At 64.0% G+C, this 18004-nt stretch carries 21 protein-coding genes and 1 pseudogene; 13 read left to right on the top strand and 9 right to left on the bottom strand.

The genetic code is table 11. The annotated features are described in order from the left end of the window. Nucleotides 1–903: IPT/TIG domain-containing protein (locus tag AB0C34_RS31060; protein WP_357080898.1), on the bottom strand; the 903-nt coding region annotated here is incomplete at its 3' end. A gap of 878 nt (nt 904–1781) precedes the next feature. Further along, on the bottom strand, nt 1782–1991 hold the full coding sequence (locus AB0C34_RS31055; RefSeq protein ID WP_357080895.1) for a hypothetical protein: 210 nt from the start codon (nt 1989–1991) through the stop codon (nt 1782–1784). A 72-nt stretch (nt 1992–2063) separates the two neighbouring features. On the opposite strand from AB0C34_RS31055, the gene AB0C34_RS31050 reads away from it, so the two are divergent. Next, nucleotides 2064–2729 (top strand): recombinase family protein, encoded by a 666-nt coding sequence (locus tag AB0C34_RS31050; protein WP_357080892.1) that lies wholly within the window; start codon nt 2064–2066, stop codon nt 2727–2729. A 56-nt stretch (nt 2730–2785) separates the two neighbouring features. Here the strand turns inward: AB0C34_RS31050 and AB0C34_RS31045 are convergent, their stop codons facing one another. Next, nucleotides 2786–3511: a VOC family protein gene (locus AB0C34_RS31045; RefSeq protein ID WP_357080889.1), complete on the bottom strand. Its 726-nt coding sequence runs from the start codon at nt 3509–3511 to the stop codon at nt 2786–2788. A gap of 297 nt (nt 3512–3808) precedes the next feature. On the opposite strand from AB0C34_RS31045, the gene AB0C34_RS31040 reads away from it, so the two are divergent. Together AB0C34_RS31040 and AB0C34_RS31035 are read left to right on the top strand one after the other, a co-directional pair. Continuing rightward, on the top strand, nt 3809–4345 hold the full coding sequence (locus AB0C34_RS31040) for a hypothetical protein (RefSeq protein WP_357080886.1): 537 nt from the start codon (nt 3809–3811) through the stop codon (nt 4343–4345). Beyond that, nucleotides 4345–4935 carry a recombinase family protein gene (locus tag AB0C34_RS31035; protein WP_357080884.1) on the top strand — a complete coding sequence of 197 codons (591 nt, stop codon included), beginning with the start codon at nt 4345–4347 and terminating at the stop codon, nt 4933–4935. The genes AB0C34_RS31040 and AB0C34_RS31035 overlap by 1 nt, the downstream gene beginning before the upstream one ends. Before the next feature lie 243 nt (nt 4936–5178). Here the strand turns inward: AB0C34_RS31035 and AB0C34_RS31030 are convergent, their stop codons facing one another. Then, complete coding sequence (locus tag AB0C34_RS31030) at nt 5179–6417, bottom strand: integrase core domain-containing protein (protein WP_357080881.1); 1239 nt, start codon at nt 6415–6417, stop codon at nt 5179–5181. 75 nt (nt 6418–6492) lie between these two features. Here AB0C34_RS31030 and AB0C34_RS31025 point away from each other — a divergent pair, with 75 nt between their 5' ends. Further along, entirely contained in the window at nt 6493–7200 is a 708-nt protein-coding gene (locus tag AB0C34_RS31025; protein ID WP_357080878.1) for an IS3 family transposase, read from the top strand. Between the two features lie 669 nt (nt 7201–7869). Continuing rightward, the gene (locus AB0C34_RS31020) at nt 7870–8070 is read left to right on the top strand and encodes a hypothetical protein (protein WP_357080875.1); all 201 of its coding nucleotides are present in this window, start codon (nt 7870–7872) and stop codon (nt 8068–8070) included. Nucleotides 8071–8227: 157 nt separating this feature from the next. Here the strand turns inward: AB0C34_RS31020 and AB0C34_RS31015 are convergent, their stop codons facing one another. Further along, complete coding sequence (locus AB0C34_RS31015) at nt 8228–8689, bottom strand: DUF5994 family protein (RefSeq protein ID WP_357080872.1); 462 nt, start codon at nt 8687–8689, stop codon at nt 8228–8230. A gap of 279 nt (nt 8690–8968) precedes the next feature. Between AB0C34_RS31015 and AB0C34_RS31010 the strand changes: the two genes are divergently transcribed. Next, nucleotides 8969–9673 carry a TetR/AcrR family transcriptional regulator C-terminal domain-containing protein gene (locus AB0C34_RS31010; protein ID WP_357080869.1) on the top strand — a complete coding sequence of 235 codons (705 nt, stop codon included), beginning with the start codon at nt 8969–8971 and terminating at the stop codon, nt 9671–9673. Between the two features lie 11 nt (nt 9674–9684). Here the strand turns inward: AB0C34_RS31010 and AB0C34_RS31005 are convergent, their stop codons facing one another. Both AB0C34_RS31005 and AB0C34_RS31000 read right to left on the bottom strand, forming a co-directional pair. Continuing rightward, nucleotides 9685–10095 (bottom strand): DUF5994 family protein, encoded by a 411-nt coding sequence (locus AB0C34_RS31005; protein WP_357080866.1) that lies wholly within the window; start codon nt 10093–10095, stop codon nt 9685–9687. Between the two features lie 11 nt (nt 10096–10106). After that, nucleotides 10107–10748: a TetR/AcrR family transcriptional regulator C-terminal domain-containing protein gene (locus AB0C34_RS31000; protein ID WP_357080907.1), complete on the bottom strand. Its 642-nt coding sequence runs from the start codon at nt 10746–10748 to the stop codon at nt 10107–10109. Nucleotides 10749–11020: 272 nt separating this feature from the next. Between AB0C34_RS31000 and AB0C34_RS30995 the strand changes: the two genes are divergently transcribed. The 4 genes from AB0C34_RS30995 to AB0C34_RS30980 all read left to right on the top strand — a co-directional run bounded on the left by AB0C34_RS30995 (nt 11021) and on the right by AB0C34_RS30980 (nt 13550). Continuing rightward, entirely contained in the window at nt 11021–11200 is a 180-nt protein-coding gene (locus AB0C34_RS30995; protein ID WP_357080862.1) for a hypothetical protein, read from the top strand. A gap of 73 nt (nt 11201–11273) precedes the next feature. Beyond that, complete coding sequence (locus AB0C34_RS30990) at nt 11274–12497, top strand: fatty acid desaturase (RefSeq protein ID WP_357080859.1); 1224 nt, start codon at nt 11274–11276, stop codon at nt 12495–12497. A gap of 176 nt (nt 12498–12673) precedes the next feature. Further along, nucleotides 12674–12820, top strand: coding sequence for a hypothetical protein (locus AB0C34_RS30985; RefSeq protein WP_357080856.1), 147 nt, complete (start codon nt 12674–12676; stop codon nt 12818–12820). A 334-nt stretch (nt 12821–13154) separates the two neighbouring features. Then, nucleotides 13155–13550 (top strand): hypothetical protein, encoded by a 396-nt coding sequence (locus tag AB0C34_RS30980; protein ID WP_357080853.1) that lies wholly within the window; start codon nt 13155–13157, stop codon nt 13548–13550. 106 nt (nt 13551–13656) lie between these two features. Here AB0C34_RS30980 and AB0C34_RS30975 read toward each other — a convergent pair whose 3' ends face one another. Together AB0C34_RS30975 and AB0C34_RS30970 are read right to left on the bottom strand one after the other, a co-directional pair. After that, a complete protein-coding gene (locus AB0C34_RS30975) occupies nt 13657–13956 on the bottom strand; it encodes a hypothetical protein (protein WP_357080850.1) in 300 nt (99 codons plus the stop codon). A gap of 50 nt (nt 13957–14006) precedes the next feature. Further along, a pseudogene (locus AB0C34_RS30970) lies at nt 14007–14309 on the bottom strand (DUF4158 domain-containing protein); the annotation flags it as partial. Between the two features lie 230 nt (nt 14310–14539). Here AB0C34_RS30970 and AB0C34_RS30965 point away from each other — a divergent pair. From AB0C34_RS30965 to AB0C34_RS30955, 3 genes are all read left to right on the top strand, one after another. Then, on the top strand, nt 14540–15661 hold the full coding sequence (locus AB0C34_RS30965; protein ID WP_357080847.1) for a ferredoxin reductase: 1122 nt from the start codon (nt 14540–14542) through the stop codon (nt 15659–15661). 14 nt (nt 15662–15675) lie between these two features. After that, the gene (locus tag AB0C34_RS30960) at nt 15676–16788 is read left to right on the top strand and encodes an acyl-CoA desaturase (RefSeq protein WP_357080844.1); all 1113 of its coding nucleotides are present in this window, start codon (nt 15676–15678) and stop codon (nt 16786–16788) included. Between the two features lie 76 nt (nt 16789–16864). Beyond that, entirely contained in the window at nt 16865–17473 is a 609-nt protein-coding gene (locus AB0C34_RS30955) for a hypothetical protein (RefSeq protein ID WP_357080841.1), read from the top strand. Nucleotides 17474–18004 lie beyond the last annotated feature (531 nt).

Here is an 18004-nt window from a genome sequence, read left to right as displayed (position 1 = left end):
GGTGTCGGAGTTCACGGTGAACAAGGTCGCCGGTGTCCCACCGAAACTCACCGCGGTGGCGCCAGTCAGTCCTGTGCCGGTGAGCACAACCACTGCCCCGCCGGTCGCCGGTCCCACGTTCGGCACCACTGTGAGAAGGATGGGCACTGCGATATAGGTGAACAAGACACCGTTGCTGGTCCCGCCGGGGGTGGTGACGGTGACGGCCACTGTCCCAGCCGCATGGGCTGGGGTGAGCACGGTGATCTGGGTGTCGGAGTTCACGGTGAACAAGGTCGCCGGTGTCCCACCGAAACTCACCGCGGTGGCGCCAGTCAGTCCTGTGCCGGTGAGCACAACCACTGTCCCACCGCTCGGCGGCCCTGAGCTCGGAGTGACACTGATGAGGGTGGGCACCGCGATATAGGTGAACGCCACACCGTTACTGGTGCCCACCGCGGTGGTGACGGTGACCGACACCGTCCCAGCGGAATGGGCAGGCGCCACTGCCGTGATCTGCGTCGGCGAGTTGACCGTGAACGAGGTTGCCGGTGTCCCACCGAAACTCACCACGGTGGCGCCGGTCAAGTTCGTCCCGGTCAGCACGACCGTCGTCCCACCGGCCGCCGACCCCGAAGCCGGATTGATGCCGCTCAAGGTAGGAAGCCCACCACCATAGGTGTAGGGCATCGGGTTGCTCGTGCCGTCCAGCAGTGCCTGTACGGTGACGTTCACCGTGCCGGTGCCAGGCGGGGCGATGGCCGTGATCTGGGTATCAGAGTTGATGGCGAATGTCGTTGCGTTCGTGCCGAACCGGACAGTCAAAGGACCGACATTGGCGAATCCGGAGCCGTTGATGATTACAGAGTTGAGACCCGCTGGAGGACCGAAAGACGGATTCAGCGATGTGATGACAGGTGCCATTTTCTTACCTTCTATTCAGAAAAACGTGAAAAGGGTTCTCACGCAGCAGACCCGACTTGGTTGTTGTTATGCCGCTAATACCAGTAACCGTCCAGTGACGGCACTTAGGCAATGCATCCTCAGTCCGTTTTCGTCCGGTTTTGTCCGTTTTCGGTTTCAGCCGTTAGCTATTGGAAAACTGGACACCAGGAATGATCTTTCCGCCCGGCTTCGAATGGCGTCGCTGTTGGCTCGGGTGCCTGGCTTTTGTTCACGAATCCTGATGCCGGTTGGGCTGGGTGATCCCCGATCCCGGTCACGAAAAACTGATATCACCTGCGTCGGTGCCGGATTGGCGTGTCGTACCGTGCAGGTCGACGGTGGGGCGGTCAGGCGCACGCGGGATACGCCGATGTGGGCGCGCTAAACCCTCTGCCGAGCGCAGCATGTGCAAAGTGTGGTCCATCGTCCTGTCCACCTGCTCGGTCATCGGCGCGAGGTCTGAGCGAGGACCTGCCACCACAACGGTGTCGAAATTCGAGATCACAAAATCTCACTCCACCTATTGATGTCTGAATTCACGACCGAATACTGCCCCTGGATTCGCGATCGGAACTAGGTTTCGGTAAGAACCTTTCGCCTGATATAAAGCGTAACTGACTGATAGCCAATGACGGTGGGTGTAGTTTGCCGTGTGATGAGGGGATTGACAGGGATGAGCTGATCGACCGGTGAACGCTTGCCGGTGAGGAGTATCCCGCCGCGGCGGCCGGGCGCCGACCGGGTCTGTTGAGGAAGACGGTGGCGGCGCGGCGGTTTCGTTCGTTGAGCTGGGCCAGTTTTTCGGTGACCGCGGTGAGGCTGACACGCAGACCTTCGGCTTCGCCCACCCAGCCTCGCTACTCGGCCTCGGTGATGCGCTGGGTGAGGTTGCCGCGGATCTGTTCGGGGGTCCACAGCGAACCCTGGCTGGCAACAAACACCGACCGCCGGGACGATTCCGCTGCCATACGAACGGATACCAGGGTGTAGGAAATCGATCGTTTCTTGAACACTCGGCCCGAAGCGGGCTCCGGCGCGGAAACGTCCAGGTCGACCGAAATCCGCAACTGTTCAAAAAACGTGTCGTAAAGTCTGACTGTTCAACAACGCCGAGTTATCCTTTTATGTACGATTGTCGGGTGCCGGACACCGATGCGCTCGAACCGCTTTCCCTCGATGGCGATGCCCTGGATCCGATCGGCGGGGGAGGCGCTCTGATCGGGTATGCCAGGGTATCGACGCGGGACCAGAACCTGGATCGGCAGACCCGCGCGTTGAAGGCCGCCGGGTGCAGGAAGGTGTTCTCCGACAAGAAGTCCGGAAAAGACGTCGAGCGTGAGCAGCTGTCGGCGTGCCTGGATTACATGCGCGCCGGCGACACCCTCGTGGTCGCCTCGCTGGATCGGCTCGGCCGCAGCCTGCAGGACCTGATCTCGATCGTGGCCGACCTGCGGCGGCGCGGAATCGGGTTCCGGTCGCTGCACGAGGCACTCGACACCACCACCCCGGGCGGCCGGCTGGTGTTCCACGTGTTCGCGGCCCTGGCCGAGTTCATTCGCGAACTGATCGTCGAAGGCACTCATGAAGGCCTGGCGGCTGCCCGTGCTCGCGGCCAGCGCCTCGGCCGGCCACCGGCGATGACCGCCGAACAGGTCCGCCAGGCCCGCGCGCTGCTCACCCGGCCTGATGAGTCGGTGTCCTCGATCGCGCGGCTGCTCGACGTCTCCAGGACCACGCTCTACAAGTACCTGCCCGAACTCACCGACGGCACCCGGAGCCCGGTCAGCGCTCGACCTGCTCGCTGATCCCCCGATCCCGAAGCGGAGGGGGAACCCCGCATGGCGTAGCGAGGACCTGGGCTCTACCTGCGATGAGGATCGTGAACTTCTGTGAAGTTGACAAAGTGCAGGGTGTCGCCGGGATCCCTGAGCTTGATCGTTTCGTAGTGCTCGTCCTCGTCGCGGCCGCCGAATTCCCTCGCAGCATCGAGACGCGCGTGAACCAGTTCGCGCGACATCTGTACATGGAAGTGGGAGGGCCGGTCGTATACGGTCTGGCCTTCCCAACTGTCGATTTGCTTGCTGACGTATTCGAAGCTCAGCGGGGCTCCCCTCCGCCGCGGGTCGACCAGTTCGAAGGCGCCGCCGCACTCCTCGTCGGGCCTGCCGACGCGTTCCTGATAGCCGAGAACCGCACGCCAGAAGTCCACTAGCTCGCGGCGTTGTCCCTTGTCGTAGTTTATGAGGAAGCTGACCTTGACGGCCTGCACTGCCGACGGCTCGGTCGTGACTTTCAGCCGCTGCCCCACAGCCGAGATCGCCAGAGCCAACTCGACGTCTTGGTCGGTCACCCCGGTGTATTCGTCGGTGATCGTGACGATCCGGACGTAGACGGCGTCACCTCGGATGTCGATATCGAGTCCATCGTCATCGGTGCCGGGTAGCGCAGCGATCGCCTGTACCAGTTCGGCACTGGCGGCGAGCGAGCTGGTGCGGAAGCACACACACACCGCTGCATGTTCGCTGCGCCAGTCCTCCAGCCCGGGGGTCTGTAAGAACTTCTCTCGTGGAATTTGCACCTTATTCACCCACGAAATATACCGGGGGCCTTGATATCCCGTGATTGAGATCGTTTCGACCGATCAGCAGTCGACCGGTCGCGGAGGGCCCGTGACCAGCGCACCGTCACTGACAGTAATCAGCGTCATGTGACGATTCAGGCCAGCGTATGAGCAGGTCAAGGTTTCGAGACGCCTCGGCGAGACCTTCAGCGCAGGAAGGTAACCCCACTTCAACAAGTCTCATATTCTTATCTCGAAATTACGTCGCAAAAAGGTGTAACGAGGTAGAATTATGATACATTGAGCGAGAGGGGAACAACAGAGATGGCGCGCAACGCATTCGCAGTCACCGAACATGTACACACCGCAATCCGGGCAGCCGGGTGGCGCGGGAGAGTGCTGCCGCAAACCCAAGTCAGCGACTACACCGTGTATCCGGTCATCGACGTCGACTCAGCCGTCTGGGCCGAGCGCGTCGACAAACGACAGTGGCCAGAACTCGACCGCTCCACCCTCGCCATCTGGGAGGCCTGGACGGCTGATCCGGGTGAGGCGCCGCCGCGGTCGACGGTGTCGATCGTCGGGTTCGTCTCGACCGCTTCTCGGCCCGCGTCGGCGCTGCACGCACTCGACTCTTTGGCCGGATACGGTGCCGGACTTTGGATCGCCCCCGGATCCCACGGGCCGAGTCGGTGGACACTCGCAGAATTCGACGTTGCCGATATCTGGGTCGTGCACACCCGCAGCGCTCACAACACAGTGCTGGTGCAGGGACGCCACGGACCTATCAGCACTGCCCGACGACTGACATCAACCCGACACAAGGAAGAACTCCTGTTCGGGCAGGCGCTGGTGAGCTGATGGACCTCGGCTACGCCCGCGTCTCCACTACCCACCAGGACCTCGAGCGCCAGCTCGTCGCGCTCGCCGAGCACGGAATCCCCGACGAGCAGATCTACGCCGACAAAAAGACCGGTGCCACTGTCGACCGGCCCCAGTTCAAGGCGCTGCTGCGCTACGCCCGGCCTGGTGACACCATCGTGGCGACCAACCTGGATCGGCTCGGCCGCAACCTGCGTGAGTGTCTCAACGTCATCCACGATCTGACCGAACGCGGTGTCGGGGTGAAGACGTTGCGGGATCCGTTGCCGATCGACACCACCGATACCTCGGGCATGGCGGAGATCTCCGTGGCGATGTTGGCGTTGTTCGCGCACATGGAGCGAGTGTTCATGCGCGAGCGCGCCGCCCACGCCCGTGAGGTCGCCGTCGCCCAGGGCAAGCAGCCTGGCCGGCCACGCAAACTCAGCCCCGCCCAGCTTGCTATGGCCCGTGCCGCGCTACGCGAGGACCAGCCGGTGGAGCAGGTCGCCGAGGCGTTCGGGGTGTCGCGGGCCACCCTCTACCGCTACCTCGCCCAAGACGCAGAACAGACCCAGGTAGATCAATGAGAAGGAGTGAACCATGGCAAGGCTCATGTCGGTAGCGCTGACCGAACCCCAGGTCCGCGCTCGCAGTAAAACGGTCACCCGCCGGATGGGCTGGCACGTACTACGGCCCGGAGACACACTGAACCGTCACGGGTTGGGGGCCGATTCTTCCTAGAGGAAGATGGCCTCCATCATGTCGAAGCGTTACCCGCCCGAGGTTCGTGAGAAGGCCGTGCGTCTGGCTCTCGATGTCGCTGTAGGGGCTCAGGAGTTGCTTGACCGAACGTCATCATCTGATGCTTGACCGCTGGTTGTGGTCGCTCCCTTGCCGGTGACGTAGAAGCGGGTGATGGGTTTGGTGCTGTTGCGAGGGCGGACGGCGATCTCTTCCTCGCCGTGCAGGATCCGCAGGTGGGTGTCTTCGATGATGATGGTGACGAGTTTGCCGCGGTGGCGGGGTCCGAGTTTGATGCGTTGGCCGGCGACGAGGATTCGGCCGGATTCGTGAACGCGGCGCTGGGCTCGGAGGGATCCGGCCGGTAACGGCGCTGGTGGCAGCGAGGTGGTGGGTGTTCGGGCGCCTCGGAGGCGGCCGAGTTGGTCGCGGGCGATCGGGCATGGCCAGGTGCCGATGAGGGCGTTGTCGGTGATGGCGTGCATGAGGTGTCCGTCCAAGCGCAGTGTGACGGTGCGTCCGGTCCAGGCGAAGCCGACGACATGGTGGTGCCCGCCGATACCGACGCCGCCGTCACGGTTGACGACACGGTCGATCTCGATCGCTTCTCCAGCGGGGATGACGATGGTGCCGTTCGCCTTTCGCAGTGCCGGTTTGCCTGGCTCAGGACCGGCTGGGTGGCCGCCGCGCATTCGGAGTAGTTGCAGATGCTCAGGCAGCAGCCGCGACGCGACGGTGCGGATCAGGTGCCCGTCGAGGCTGATGTGGAGGCTGCGTGGGTTGGCCCAAACGGTCACCACGCGCCCTACGTAGGCGCGCAAACTCACCTTTTGCCGACCGTTGGCGAGGTTGATCTCACCACTGGCCGGCACACGCACGTCGAGTTCCACTGCACCCTCGCCCGCGGGCACCGCAGCCGGTTCGATCACATCGATCAGAAGCGCACTAGTCGGAGACGGCTCGTCAGCGCTCATGACCGAGTTGGGGTGGTCCACGACATCGAGGCGAGTGGGGCCGTTCGGGCGGAACAGGGTTGCCGGTGTCCCCATGTCGAGTGCCTGGTGAGGGCGCTGATGGTTATAGCCTGCAATCCAGCCGTCGACCGCCTCTTGGGCAGCCGCCATCGACTCGAACGGTGCGACGTGATCGAGGAACTCTTCCCGCAGCGTCTTGTGGAACCGTTCGATCTTGCCCGTCGTAGTCGGTGATCGCGGTTTGGTGCGGCGCTGGGTGATGCCGTTCTCACGGCAGATCCGCTCGAACAACACCTCCACCGGTTGCGGCTTGATCCGGCGGCCGGTGAACTGCGCGCCGTTATCGGTCAACACCTCAGACGGCACACCGTATCGGCGCATCGCCGCGGTGAACGCTTCACACACCGCCCGGCCGGACGGCGCCGCAAGATGACCCGCTACCTACGCCGCCAAGGCCACAACGTGGCGTTCTGCACCGTCGACCGGATCATGGGCGAGCTTGGGCTCAACGGTGTCGTGCGCGGCCGCCGACATCGCACCACGATCCCGGCCAAGGACGGTGTCCGCGCCGGTGACAGGCTCAACTGTGACTTCACCGCCGCAGCCCCGAACCTTGTGTGGGTCGCGGATTTCACCTACGTCTCGACCTGGGCCGGATGGGCATATGTGGCGTTCGTGTTCGACGCCTACTCCCGCGCGATCGTGGGCTGGACCGCCGCGGCCACCAAGACGACCACGCTGGTGACACGAGCGCTCAACATGGCCGTGTGGCGGCGCGGCCATTACGGGCACCCGGTCGAGCCCGGCCTTATCTTTCACACCGACGCGGGCAGTCAGTACGTTTCCGTGAGATTCACCGAATCGCTTGCCCTGCACGGCTTGTCAGCATCGGTAGGTTCGGTCGGGGACGCATACGACAACGCCCTCGCCGAATCAATCATCGGCCTGTTCAAAACCGAGGTCGTCAACCGGCACGGCCCGTTCAAGACTCTCCCCGAGGTCGAATTCGCGCTCATGGAATGGGCCGACTGGTACAACAACGCCCGCCTCCATTCCCGCCTGGACTACCTGACCCCGGCCGAGTACGAAGCCGCCTATTACGCTCAACACACGCCACGCCGACCGGCGCTGGTCTGAAACCGAAGCCGGTCCCTTACCCGTGACGGTTCAAGTACCGTCTATGAAGGCCACAATCCAACGTGGTTCACCGCGCTGGGGGTGACGGCAACAATTGGGGGCGGGGTCATCTGGTCACTCGACCCTCGGACTCTGGCAGCGCTCCGCCACATCCACACTGCTTCCACGAAAGCAGCTCGCAGCGTTTTCACGGGTCGTGTAAACGAACCTGACTAGGCCCAGAACTCCGAAGGCACCCATACCGGCGGCAGACAGAGAACGCAGGTGGTGGTCCGACCGGACCACTCGCCGCTACCTGGCCCTCGCCAGTTACGCCGCGACCCGCATGAGGGTCAACCTGTTCGACGCGTGCGGGCGCCGCCAGCAGCCGAACTCAGACGGCCATGGAAGTTGGGAGTGCTCACAGATCGCCTATCTCCTCAAAAAGTCGTGAATGCGACCGCGTCACGAAATTCGGTATGGATGGTCCATCACCATCAGCCTTATCGCCTGCGCTACCAGGAAAGATGGCCGGTTGACGCAATCATGTTGTGACGCTAAGCTATTCGCGGCTGCACACCATAGTTGTGCCCGTACCAAAGCTCCTACCTGGTGGTCGGGGCTTTTTTCGTCTCATTAGTCAGGCCCGCGGTGGTTCACCGGGGGCTTTTTGTCGTTTCTGGAGGTTCTATGCCGGTCGATCTCATGGCGGCTGCGGTTGTCAGCGGCAGCGTCTGGACAGTGTTCTGGATGCAGTTGCCAGTGCTCGTCTTCGCGGGGGCAGTCATCATTGTGGCTACCACCGCGCTACGCCGGGCTCGCCCCGAGGATGTTCCGAAAGTGTTCGAACGCACGCAGCGGCGGTCGGTGGAGGACCGCGTGATCGACTAGCAGCTCGATGAACTCTTGAGGCGGGCAGTCGAGGAAGCAGGTCCGCAGCATCAGCGTGAGTTCGCGATCTACCTTTCCGAGCAGATGACGGAGGCCAGCGAGAGAAGGCAAGAGCGGTACCGAAAAGTCGTGGGGACCTACATGTCTGTTCCTCTGCTCATCGGGGTCTGAGGGTTGCCGATGCGGGGGTTACGGCGGCCATCAGGGCCGTGTGCGCGGTGTCGTCGGCGGTGGACGATGGGATTACGCGGAGCACGATCAAGTCGCGGTCGCGGCCGAAGACGTACATCGTGTTCCACAGTTCGAAGGGGTAGGGGTCGAGCCGGACGGTGTGACCTTTGACGGTCGTCTGCCGGGGCGTGTCCGACCAGCATGCGGGGTCGTAGACGACTCGCCAGATGGGGCCGAGTCGGACGGTCAGGACGGCGAGGAGGTCTGGCAGTTCGGTGGTGAGTTCGCGGGATCGCGGCCACCACGCGCCGTCGAGGTATCCGCCGCGGTCGGCTTTCGGCTTCAACCTCAAGCGGGGTGTGTAGTCGGGCGGAACGCGATGGCGGGCGTACTGCGGGCGGATCTGTTCGGGCGCCATGGTGGTGCTGTTGTTTCTGTGGAATCGCATTTCGAGTCCTCTCGAGGCGTTGTTCGCGCATGGTCGCGCCATGGCGGGGGTGGTCGCCGGGGCCGCGCGTATGACCATGCGGGGGCGGCGTGACCCGCGGTTCAAGTGGCCGTTGGTGCCCAAGCATGAGCGGATACCTGATTCGGTCCGGATCGGCGACGCGCATACCGGATAGTCGCCGTGTATGTCCAGTACACGCCGTTTCCCTCGTTGTGTCAACGTTGTAGGTCTACACTCGTAACTTTATCGGAGATTGCGAGGACGATGGAGGCATCCGAGATGGCCGAAGTTCCGAACCGGCGGCCGGTTCGCGCGAGAACCGGCGGGGGCAGCGGTCCGGTCACCAGGGCGGCCGTGCTGGCCGCGGCGCTCGAGATCATCGATCGCGATGGGGTCGACGGGTTGTCGATGCGGCGGCTGGCCGAGGCGGTGGGGCGGGACCCGATGGTGATCTACCGGCATGTGCTGAACAAGGCGGCGGTGCTCGATGGTGTGGCCGAGATCGTGTTCGCACAGCTGGCGGTCGATGCCACCGACCCGGACTGGGCGGCGCAATTGCGGGCGGTCGCCCGCGATTTCCGCCGACTGGCTCTGGCCCATCCGCGGGTGGTGCCGCTGCTGGTAACCCGTCCACTGGCCACACCATTGGGGCTGCGTCCCTATGCGGTGGTCCGTCCCCTGGAAGACATCCTCCAGCTGCTCACTCGTGCCGGGTTTTCCGGTACCGACGCGCTGCACATCTACCGTGCGCTGTTCGGATTCCTCTACGGCCACGTCCTCAACGAACTCCAGGAAATCGTCGAACGCCCTGAAGAGACCGACGATGTGCTGCGGCTCGGGCTGCACCGCCTGCCGATAGGGCAGTTCCCGTTGTTGCGCGAACTGGCACCGGTCTTGGCCGCCTACGACGGCGCGGCCGAACTCGAACGCGGTCTGGACATCCTGCTCACCGGTCTCAGCGCCACGCTGCCGGGTCCCGGGTGATGACGTGTGGCTCAGCCTGCGTCGAGGGAACCGCCTTCGGAATCCCAGCATCGCTGTGCGGCAATCGTTTCGGCATCGTCGGTGGACGGAAGATCGATTCGCACGGTGAGCCTGTCGCCGCTGACCCCGAGGACATCGATGGTGTGCGCGGGCTTGTGCCGGTAGCCGTCAAGCCGGACCTGTCGCCCAGCGTTGGCGAGTTTGCGGGGTGTGATGGTCCATTCGTCGAGGTGGTAGATCACTCGATGGATCGGGCCGAGCCGGCCCCCGAGTACCGCGAGCAGCTCTGGCAGCTCGGCCACGAGGTCGTTGCCGTACGGCCGCCACACCCCGACGGTGCCCGCTGTGTCGAATTGGAACCGCAGTCGGTGGACGGATGGTGTCTGCCGCCTCGGGGTGGTTTTGCTCAGTTGTAGCGTCATGGCCGACGCTCCTATCTCGGTCGCGCGGCGGCCGGGGTCAAGGTCTCGGTGAGACCGGTGATCAGGATGTCCAGGCCGCGTTCGAGTTCGGCTGCGCCGTCGTAGGTGGCCAGATCCGAGGCGAGACCGCGAAGCAAGGGAAACTCGCCGATCGGTAGGCGGTGCAGGCCGAGCCGCAGCAGGTCGGTGGTCTCTTCAGGGCGTTCGACGATTTCCTGGAGTTCGTTGAGGACGTGGCCATAGAGGAATCCGAACAGCGCGCGGTAGATGTGCAGGGCGTCGGTCCTGCTGAAGTCGGCTCGGACGAGCAGCGCCAGGGTCTGCTCCAGTTGCCGCAGGGAGCTGAGTGGCCGCAGTCCGAGCGGGGTGGACAGCGGGTGGGTGACCAGCAGGGGAACCACGTTCGGGTGGGCTACGGCCAGCCGGCGGAAGTCGCGGGCGATGATGCGCAGTTGACGGCGCCAGTCGGGGTCGGTGGGGTCGACCGTCAGTTGTTCGAGCACGATCTCGGCGACACCGTCGAGGAGTGCGGCTTTGTTGGCCGCGTGCCGGTACAGCACCATCGGGTCGCGGCCGATCGCCTGGCCGAGGTGCCGCATCGACAGGTGCTCGATACTCTCGCGATCGATGATCTCGAGCGCGGCCGCCAGCATCGCGGACCGGGTCAGTGGGGTGTTCGTGGTGTTCCCGCGGTCGGCGCGACCTGCTGAAATGTCTGTGGAACCGATTGGTTCGGCCTTGATTCGGCTCATCGAATCAGCGTCTCCTCTCGGTCGGACGCTGTCTTTGTTACCGTTGTAAGTCTACACTGTAGGCAGACATCGTAGGTACCCTGAGCTGGGTGCAACCGGTTCGCGCAACAGCTGGTTGGCCGATGCGAGAAGTTCATGGCCGAACTGCGCAACCGGAAGACTGGAACATGCCGATGACGATCAAGAACAAGAACAAGATCGCGCGCCGGGCCCGGGCCGGGCGGGTGAGGTTGCAGACGCTGCTCGCCAAACCCGACGAAGACAGCCGCCGCCGGACCGACATCGGCGGCAGGCGTCCCGGCGGGCCCATCGAACGAGCCGCGGAGAAGCTGAGGCAGGCCTTCAAACGCTGAACTCGCCCTCGGCCGCCTGTGAGTAGTCGGTCCTGTCCGCGGCAAGCACTCAGGAGATTCGAGGACATAACGAATGGCAATCACACAGGTAGCCGTCTACGCGCACTTGAGCGATATGGATGTCGAAGAGCTGGGGCGGGAACTCGATGCGATTCGCCGTGACATCCAGGATCGGCGCGGCGCCCGGGATGCCGCCTATATCCGTCGGACGATCGCGTTCCAACGAATACTGGAGGTCACGGCCCGGCTGGTGATCGCCTGCACTCGAAGGAAACGCGGCTGGTTGCTGGGGACGACGGCGCTGGCGGCGGCAAAGAGCATCGAGAACATGGAAATCGGCCACAATGTGTGCCACGGTCAATGGGATTGGATGAACGACCCGGAAATTCATTCCAGCACTTGGGAATGGGACATGGCGGGTCTGTCGTCCCAGTGGCGCTATTCGCACAACTATCGCCATCATGTGTACACCAATGTCCTCGGCATGGACGACGACATCGGGTTCGGCGTGATGCGGATGACCCGCGACCAGCGGTGGGGACCACGGCTGCTGTTGCAGCCGCTGCAGAACCTGTTTCTGGCGGCGACTTTCGAGTGGGGGATCGCCCTGCACGATCTGTACTCCGAGCGCGACCGCGCGGCCACCCCGGCGGAGAAGACCGCCCAGACCAGAGCACTGATCGGGAAGATCGCGCGGCAGATCGGCAAGGACTATGTGCTCTTTCCGGCGCTGAGCCGGCGGCACTGGCGTCGCATACTCGCCGCGAACGTCGCGGCCAATACGCTGCGCAATCTCTGGGCGTATATGGTGATATTCTGCGGTCATTTCCCTGACGGCGCAGAGAAATTCACCCCCGCCGCCGTGCAGCACGAAACCAAGGCCGAGTGGTATCTGCGGCAGATGCTCGGGACCGCGAATTTCCAGGCCGGGCCGGTGCTGGCATTCCTGAGCGGAAATCTGTGCCATCAGATCGAACACCATCTGTTTCCCGACCTGCCCAGCAACCGGTACGCCGAGATCGCCCGGCGCGTACGCGCGTTATGTGACAAATACGACCTGCCCTACACCACCGGACCGCTGATCCGGCAGTACCTGTTGACCCTGCGCACCATTCACAAGTTGGCCCTACCGGACAGCTTCCTGACCGCGACCTCCGACGACGCACCAGAAACCGCCTCCGAACGCAAGTTCGGCGCACACCCTGCGATCGGTGTCGGCGAATTCCCTCGGCGCGGACTGCGCACCGCGCTGAACCTCGCACGCCGGTTTCCGTCCTCCCGAGGATCGAACCTCTAGTGCACTGGAGCTGATCGGCCGAGTTTTGCGCGGCCGATGCGCTGAGCCCTTTTGCGCATTCGGCTGTGCGGCAACGCGGTCCAGCCGTTCGGCGAGTACCTGCCGCGCGTCGACGCCGTCATAGGGAGCGAGCGCGGCGAGGTAGAGTTCCGACACCACTGTCGGGCAGTGAATGGATGGTCGAGCCCGCAATGCTGGCCAAGACCGGCCTCGGTGTCGACGACCACCAGCGCCATACCGTCGAGAACTTCCCGCACCTACGCTACGTCGACCGCTACGCCGCGGCCGGGATCGACCTGACCACCTATGTCGGCGGAACGTGAAAACTTGGCGTTCCGTTGACACACCTACCTCACGGTGGGGCTGGGCAGCGTGTGCCGGCGTAGGCCACCACCGAAATCGCCGCCCTGGTCGGCGTCCTCGCGGGCCTCAGGCTGGCGCTGCATGGCTTCGGGGTCAGGGCGACCGGAGCCAGGATGTATGCACCGGAGCTTCGATCTGCCGATTCGATGTGTGGTCGTATCGAGGTCGGCGGGTGTCCGGCTGCTCATCGACCCACGTCAGCGAAGCCAACTGCGCTCGCTTCGCGCTGGAGTGGCGATCGCGACTGCTTGACTCCACTCGATATGAGGCCCGTCAACTCGCCCTGGACATCGCATGACCACAGTTTTAAACCTGTACTACACTCGCGACGCCGATCCCGGGAAGCCGCGACAGGAAGCGTCGTCCATGCCCCGTGACTCGAGCCGTACCCGGCCGGTCGAAGATATCGCCCTCGCCGCCCAGGCCGCGCAGCTGCGCCAAGCCCGTACGGAAGGCCGCACGCCTCCGGCCGGGTGTCTGCTCGGCCTGCCGGAACTGCCCGGCGGTGACGTGTGGGTCGATATCGCCGGCGCCGAGGCGATCACCGGTATCCCGTCGCGCACGATCACCGGATGGCTGGCCCGCGGCGGTCCGAAGAAGGCACCGTTCCCCGCGCCGCACCGCATCCTGTATCGCCTGTACTGGCCGCTGTCCGCCCTTGAGGAATGGACCGGCGACTACAGCGGCTGACCCCAGTCTCAGGGCGGGCCTACTGGCATGGACTCGTATTCGGGTGATCTGTATTCCCAGATCATTCCTGACGCTTCCTGTTGATGTCTCGGGTGGAGTAGATCGTCTAGCTTCCGCCGGCCTCGACCCAGATCCGGTTCATGTGGCTGGACGAGAAGCCGAGGGCGTCGGCGACGACGGGCGCGGGTGCCTGGAGGACAAGTTGGCGAAGGGTCGCCGATTTCGTAGCTTGGGCCGGGATGCCGAGATCGTCGCGCAGGTGCCCGAGCAGGGTGCTGAAGTGCACCGGTTGACCGGCGCGACGGCCAGGGAACAGCCACTGGCTGTCCGGGTTGACGGTGGTCATGTTCTGCCGGTTGCCGACGAGTTCCAGCAGCAATCCCGCCAGCGGTTCAGGGACCGGCAACGGCGGTGTGCCGAGGCGAACGAGACCAGCCCCTCCCTACGCTGGATCTACCACGCATGTTCGAACCCGGTCTTCTCACGGTCGGCATAGGACTTCACACACGACGGATCGGCCCTCTCCAGCTGCTCAACCAGGTAGTCGACCAGCTCGCCCGGAACGTCGAGCGGATCCGGCAGGAACATCCTCAGGTACCGGACAGTCACGAGCTGAAGGGCAAATCCAAGGCGATTCGAATCCCGCCGCCGGGCCTGGATCAGCTTGCGGTCCTCGTCATCGAGGTAGAAGAAGCGCTCCAGCTCGACTCTCGACAGCACACCGAACTGGCCGTACCCGGCGAGGCCCTCATCACGCACAACCCGACATGCAACCACTACACGCTCGGCCGCACCCGCCAATCCGGCGAATCAACCTTCACAGCAACGTGTTTCGGTCATCATTCACTAGCGCCAGTTTCCGGCCAACTGGACCCCTCATGCCTGCTCCGCAGCGTGCAAAACAGTGTAGAACTACCATGTAGACGCAGTTGGTCTGCATTTGCTCGCAACTTGCTGAGCAAAAATCAAAAATATGGAGAATAGATCGCATGGTGGGACTCATCGATGTGGTGCAGACCCTCACAGCGCCGCATCCGCTCGACCGGTACCTGGAGCTGGTGCGCCCGACCTTCACGCTGCGCGATCTGCGCGCCGAAATCACAGCCGTGCACCGCTCGGTTCCCGGCTCGGTGACTCTCGCCCTGCGCCCGACACGGCAGTGGCGCGGGCATCTGGCCGGTCAGTTCGTGCAGCTCGGTGTGGTTATCAATGGTGTCAAACACACCCGCTGCTATTCGCCGGTGAATTCGCAGGCGCGTAGTGGCCGGCATATCGAGCTCACTGTCAAGGCTCATCCGAACGGGCTCGTGTCACGATATCTTTATCACCATGCGACGCCTGGAATGGTGGTCGACCTCGCCCCGGCAGCGGGGGTGTTCCATCTGCCCGATCCGCGCCCGGACCGTGTTCTGCTGATCAGCGGTGGCAGCGGCATCACCCCCGTGCTGTCCATGCTGCGCACGCTGGCCGACGAGAACCATGCCGGTGAGGTGGTGTTCTTGCACTATGCGCGCTCGCCGCAGGTGGTGCCGCATCGGGGCGAGCTCGACGCGCTCGCGCGCCGGCACGCCAACTTCCGTATCGCACTGCGCTACACGCAGCATGCCGTCGAACAGCGGGCAGCGTCCGGCCCCGCAGCGCCGTGGACCTGCGCGGCCACGGTGGCCGGTGTCAGCCGTTTCGGCTACGACGAGCTGCAACGGGTGGCACCGTGGTTCGCCGACGCACAGACCTACCTGTGTGGCCCGCCGCCGCTGATGGCGGAGGTGCGCGCCGTCTACGAAGCCGAACAGCTCGACGACCGCCTGCATACCGAGGAATTCACCGTGACCGCCGCCCCCACGGACTCGGCGGATGCCGAGGGGGCGGTGACCTTTTCCGGCAGCGGCGTCACCGCCGAGAACACCGGCGCCACCCTGCTCGAGCAGGCCGAATCCGCCGGACTCACGCCGGCATACGGCTGCCGCATGGGGATCTGCTTGTCCTGCACGGCGGTCCGGCACTCGGGCTGTACCCGCAATATTCGCACCGGTGGGCTCGACAGCGATCCGGACCAGTCCATCCAGCTCTGCATCAATGCTCCTGTCGGCGACGTGGATGTCGCAATCTGAGAAAGGAGTGCCCCATGGTCATGCTGACCGAAACGAAGAACGGACCGATCGTGCTGTCTGCCGAGCAGGTGGCAGAACTCGGCCGTGCGCTGGACGAGTTGCGCGACCGCATCACCGCCGACCTGGGCGAGCGCGATCGCGACTACATCTATTCGGTCATCACCGCACAGCGCGGTCTCGAGATCACCGGCCGCAGCCTGATGTACCTCGGCTTCCTGCCACCGTTCTGGCTGGCGGCCATCGTCGCCCTGAGTGTGTCCAAGATCTTGGACAATATGGAGATCGGTCACAACGTCATGCACGGCCAGTGGGACTGGATGCGTGAACCGGGCCTGAATTCCCGTGTGTTCGAATGGGACAACGTCTGTCCCGCGGATCAGTGGAAGCACTCGCACAACTACGTGCACCACACCTACACCAACATCCGCGGCCGCGACCGCGACCTCGGCTACGGTGTGCTGCGCATCGATGAGGACCAGAAGTGGAATCCGTACTATCTGGGCAACCCGCTGTACGCCGTCGTGGTGATGCTGCTGTTCGAGTGGAGCGTGATGCTGCACGACCTGGAGTTCGACAACATCCTCCAGGGCAAACGCACATGGACCGACATCAAACGACTACTCCAAGACCAGTGGCGCAAAGCCCGTAAACAGATCCTCAAAGACTACGTCGTCTTCCCACTGCTCAGCGGCCCACTGTTGCTGTCCACCCTGGCCGGGAACACCACCGCCAACCTGGTCCGCAACATCTGGGCCCACTCGATCATCTTCTGCGGACACTTCCCCTCCAGCGTGCAAACCTTCACCCAGGAAGAAACCGAAAACGAAACCCGCGGCCAGTGGTACGTGCGCCAGATGCTCGGCTCGTCGAACATCACCGGCGGCAAGCTGTTCCACATCATGTCCGGCAACCTGTCACATCAGATCGAACACCACCTGTTCCCCGATCTACCGGCCAACCGCTATTCGGAAATCGCACCACAGGTGCGGGAGTTGTGCGAGAAATACGGGCTGCCCTACAACACCGGCCCACTGAGCAGACAGATCGGATCGGTGTGGCTGAAGATCTTCCGCCTCGCACTGCCACCACGCCGGGCCGGAGCACGCCCCGGCGCTGCTCAGTCATAGCGAAACCGCTTAACGTGACTTTTCTCGAAAGTGGACCCCACACCCCGAACAGCCCGCGGCTGCGCTGCGCTGGCGCATGGCCGAACACCTCGACCGCGACCGCGACCCCGAATTCGTCGACACGATCACCGAACTGCGCGGCCAGGAACTACGAGCGCTGCGCGACGGTGACCTCGCCAGAGAGGCCACCAGACGACACCAACAGCTGCAGTACGCCAACCCGTGGAATCACGAGCCCGACCGGCTCACCCGTGCCTTGGAACGCCGTGAGCAGCTGCTCGCAGAACACCAGCGCCGCGATGCCCAAGCCGCCGACATCCGCACCGCCCACGCCGCCGAACGACACAACGCCCTCACCGAGGCCGAACGCGAGATCGCCGCCGGCCAACACGACCGCGACCGAGACGAGACACACCGCGCCCAGCAACACGCCTGGGCTCGAGCCCCCATCGACGAACAACAGCGCCGCGCCGACCTCCCACCCGACCAGCAGCAGCGGGAAAACCAAGCCCGCAACGAGATCCACGCCCAAGACCACCCTCTGCCCTCCCACGAGGAAATCGCCCAGCAACGCGCCGAACAACAACTCCACCAGCAGCGTGAGGCCACCCACCGCCAGCACGAGAGATGGAACACCCCGATCCACGACCACCACCCCACCCGTGACCCCGGGTACAGCATGTGAGGCATCGCCCGAATCGAGCTGCCGCGCCCTCCCTTGCGGGAAGGCTTGCCACACAAACCCACTCGCGCCACAGGACTACCGGCGAGCAAGTTTCACCGGTAGGGGCCCTAAGTGAGGCACGGCCAGTGGCAAGCGAGCGAAGCTCGTGCGGCAGTACCTTCCAAGGCGAGCACACCAACCGCAGCATCCCGTCCCGCGCCGGCGGCCGCCGCCACTCCTCCCCAAATCATGTGCCAGTCCTCGACCCTTTTCTGTCCCGCTCCGTCCCCGGTTTGTAGACCACCCTCGGTCCAGGTACGCAGAGCGAGGGTGGTCTACAAACCGGCAACTTGCGGACGGAGGGGACGGAGCGGGACAGAAACCCACAGATGGCGCACTGTTTATCCGCTTGGCAGACCCTGGATTACCCCCTGGACCAGCCCCTGTGACGGGACCCGGTGATCGGTCCACGAACTGTGAGAGCCGGTCATTGATGTGTGCAGACGGCAGCGTATCCGGCTGGGGTGCGGTATCCCAGTCCTGAATGTCGTC

The organism is Nocardia sp. NPDC049220, assembly GCF_040647855.1.
In the GTDB taxonomy this organism is placed as follows: domain Bacteria; phylum Actinomycetota; class Actinomycetes; order Mycobacteriales; family Mycobacteriaceae; genus Nocardia.
Note: the sequence above shows the minus strand (reverse complement) of the source record. Positions and strands in the feature narration are given on the sequence as shown.

What these genes read in the sequence shown, in the direction of transcription:
- AB0C34_RS31000 (WP_357080907.1), bottom strand. Translation starts at nt 10,748, where the DNA reads ATGCTGGCGGCCGCGCTCGAGATCATCGATCGCGAGAGTATCGAGCAC.
- AB0C34_RS31025 (WP_357080878.1), top strand. Translation starts at nt 6,493, where the DNA reads ATGACCCGCTACCTACGCCGCCAAGGCCACAACGTGGCGTTCTGCACC.
- AB0C34_RS31040 (WP_357080886.1), top strand. Translation starts at nt 3,809, where the DNA reads ATGGCGCGCAACGCATTCGCAGTCACCGAACATGTACACACCGCAATC.
- AB0C34_RS31020 (WP_357080875.1), top strand. Translation starts at nt 7,870, where the DNA reads ATGCCGGTCGATCTCATGGCGGCTGCGGTTGTCAGCGGCAGCGTCTGG.
- AB0C34_RS30955 (WP_357080841.1), top strand. Translation starts at nt 16,865, where the DNA reads ATGGCCGAACACCTCGACCGCGACCGCGACCCCGAATTCGTCGACACG.
- AB0C34_RS30965 (WP_357080847.1), top strand. Translation starts at nt 14,540, where the DNA reads ATGGTGGGACTCATCGATGTGGTGCAGACCCTCACAGCGCCGCATCCG.
- AB0C34_RS30995 (WP_357080862.1), top strand. Translation starts at nt 11,021, where the DNA reads ATGACGATCAAGAACAAGAACAAGATCGCGCGCCGGGCCCGGGCCGGG.
- AB0C34_RS31005 (WP_357080866.1), bottom strand. Translation starts at nt 10,095, where the DNA reads ATGACGCTACAACTGAGCAAAACCACCCCGAGGCGGCAGACACCATCC.
- AB0C34_RS31035 (WP_357080884.1), top strand. Translation starts at nt 4,345, where the DNA reads ATGGACCTCGGCTACGCCCGCGTCTCCACTACCCACCAGGACCTCGAG.
- AB0C34_RS30985 (WP_357080856.1), top strand. Translation starts at nt 12,674, where the DNA reads ATGGTCGAGCCCGCAATGCTGGCCAAGACCGGCCTCGGTGTCGACGAC.
- AB0C34_RS30980 (WP_357080853.1), top strand. Translation starts at nt 13,155, where the DNA reads ATGACCACAGTTTTAAACCTGTACTACACTCGCGACGCCGATCCCGGG.
- AB0C34_RS31015 (WP_357080872.1), bottom strand. Translation starts at nt 8,689, where the DNA reads ATGCGATTCCACAGAAACAACAGCACCACCATGGCGCCCGAACAGATC.
- AB0C34_RS30960 (WP_357080844.1), top strand. Translation starts at nt 15,676, where the DNA reads ATGGTCATGCTGACCGAAACGAAGAACGGACCGATCGTGCTGTCTGCC.
- AB0C34_RS30990 (WP_357080859.1), top strand. Translation starts at nt 11,274, where the DNA reads ATGGCAATCACACAGGTAGCCGTCTACGCGCACTTGAGCGATATGGAT.
- AB0C34_RS31010 (WP_357080869.1), top strand. Translation starts at nt 8,969, where the DNA reads ATGGCCGAAGTTCCGAACCGGCGGCCGGTTCGCGCGAGAACCGGCGGG.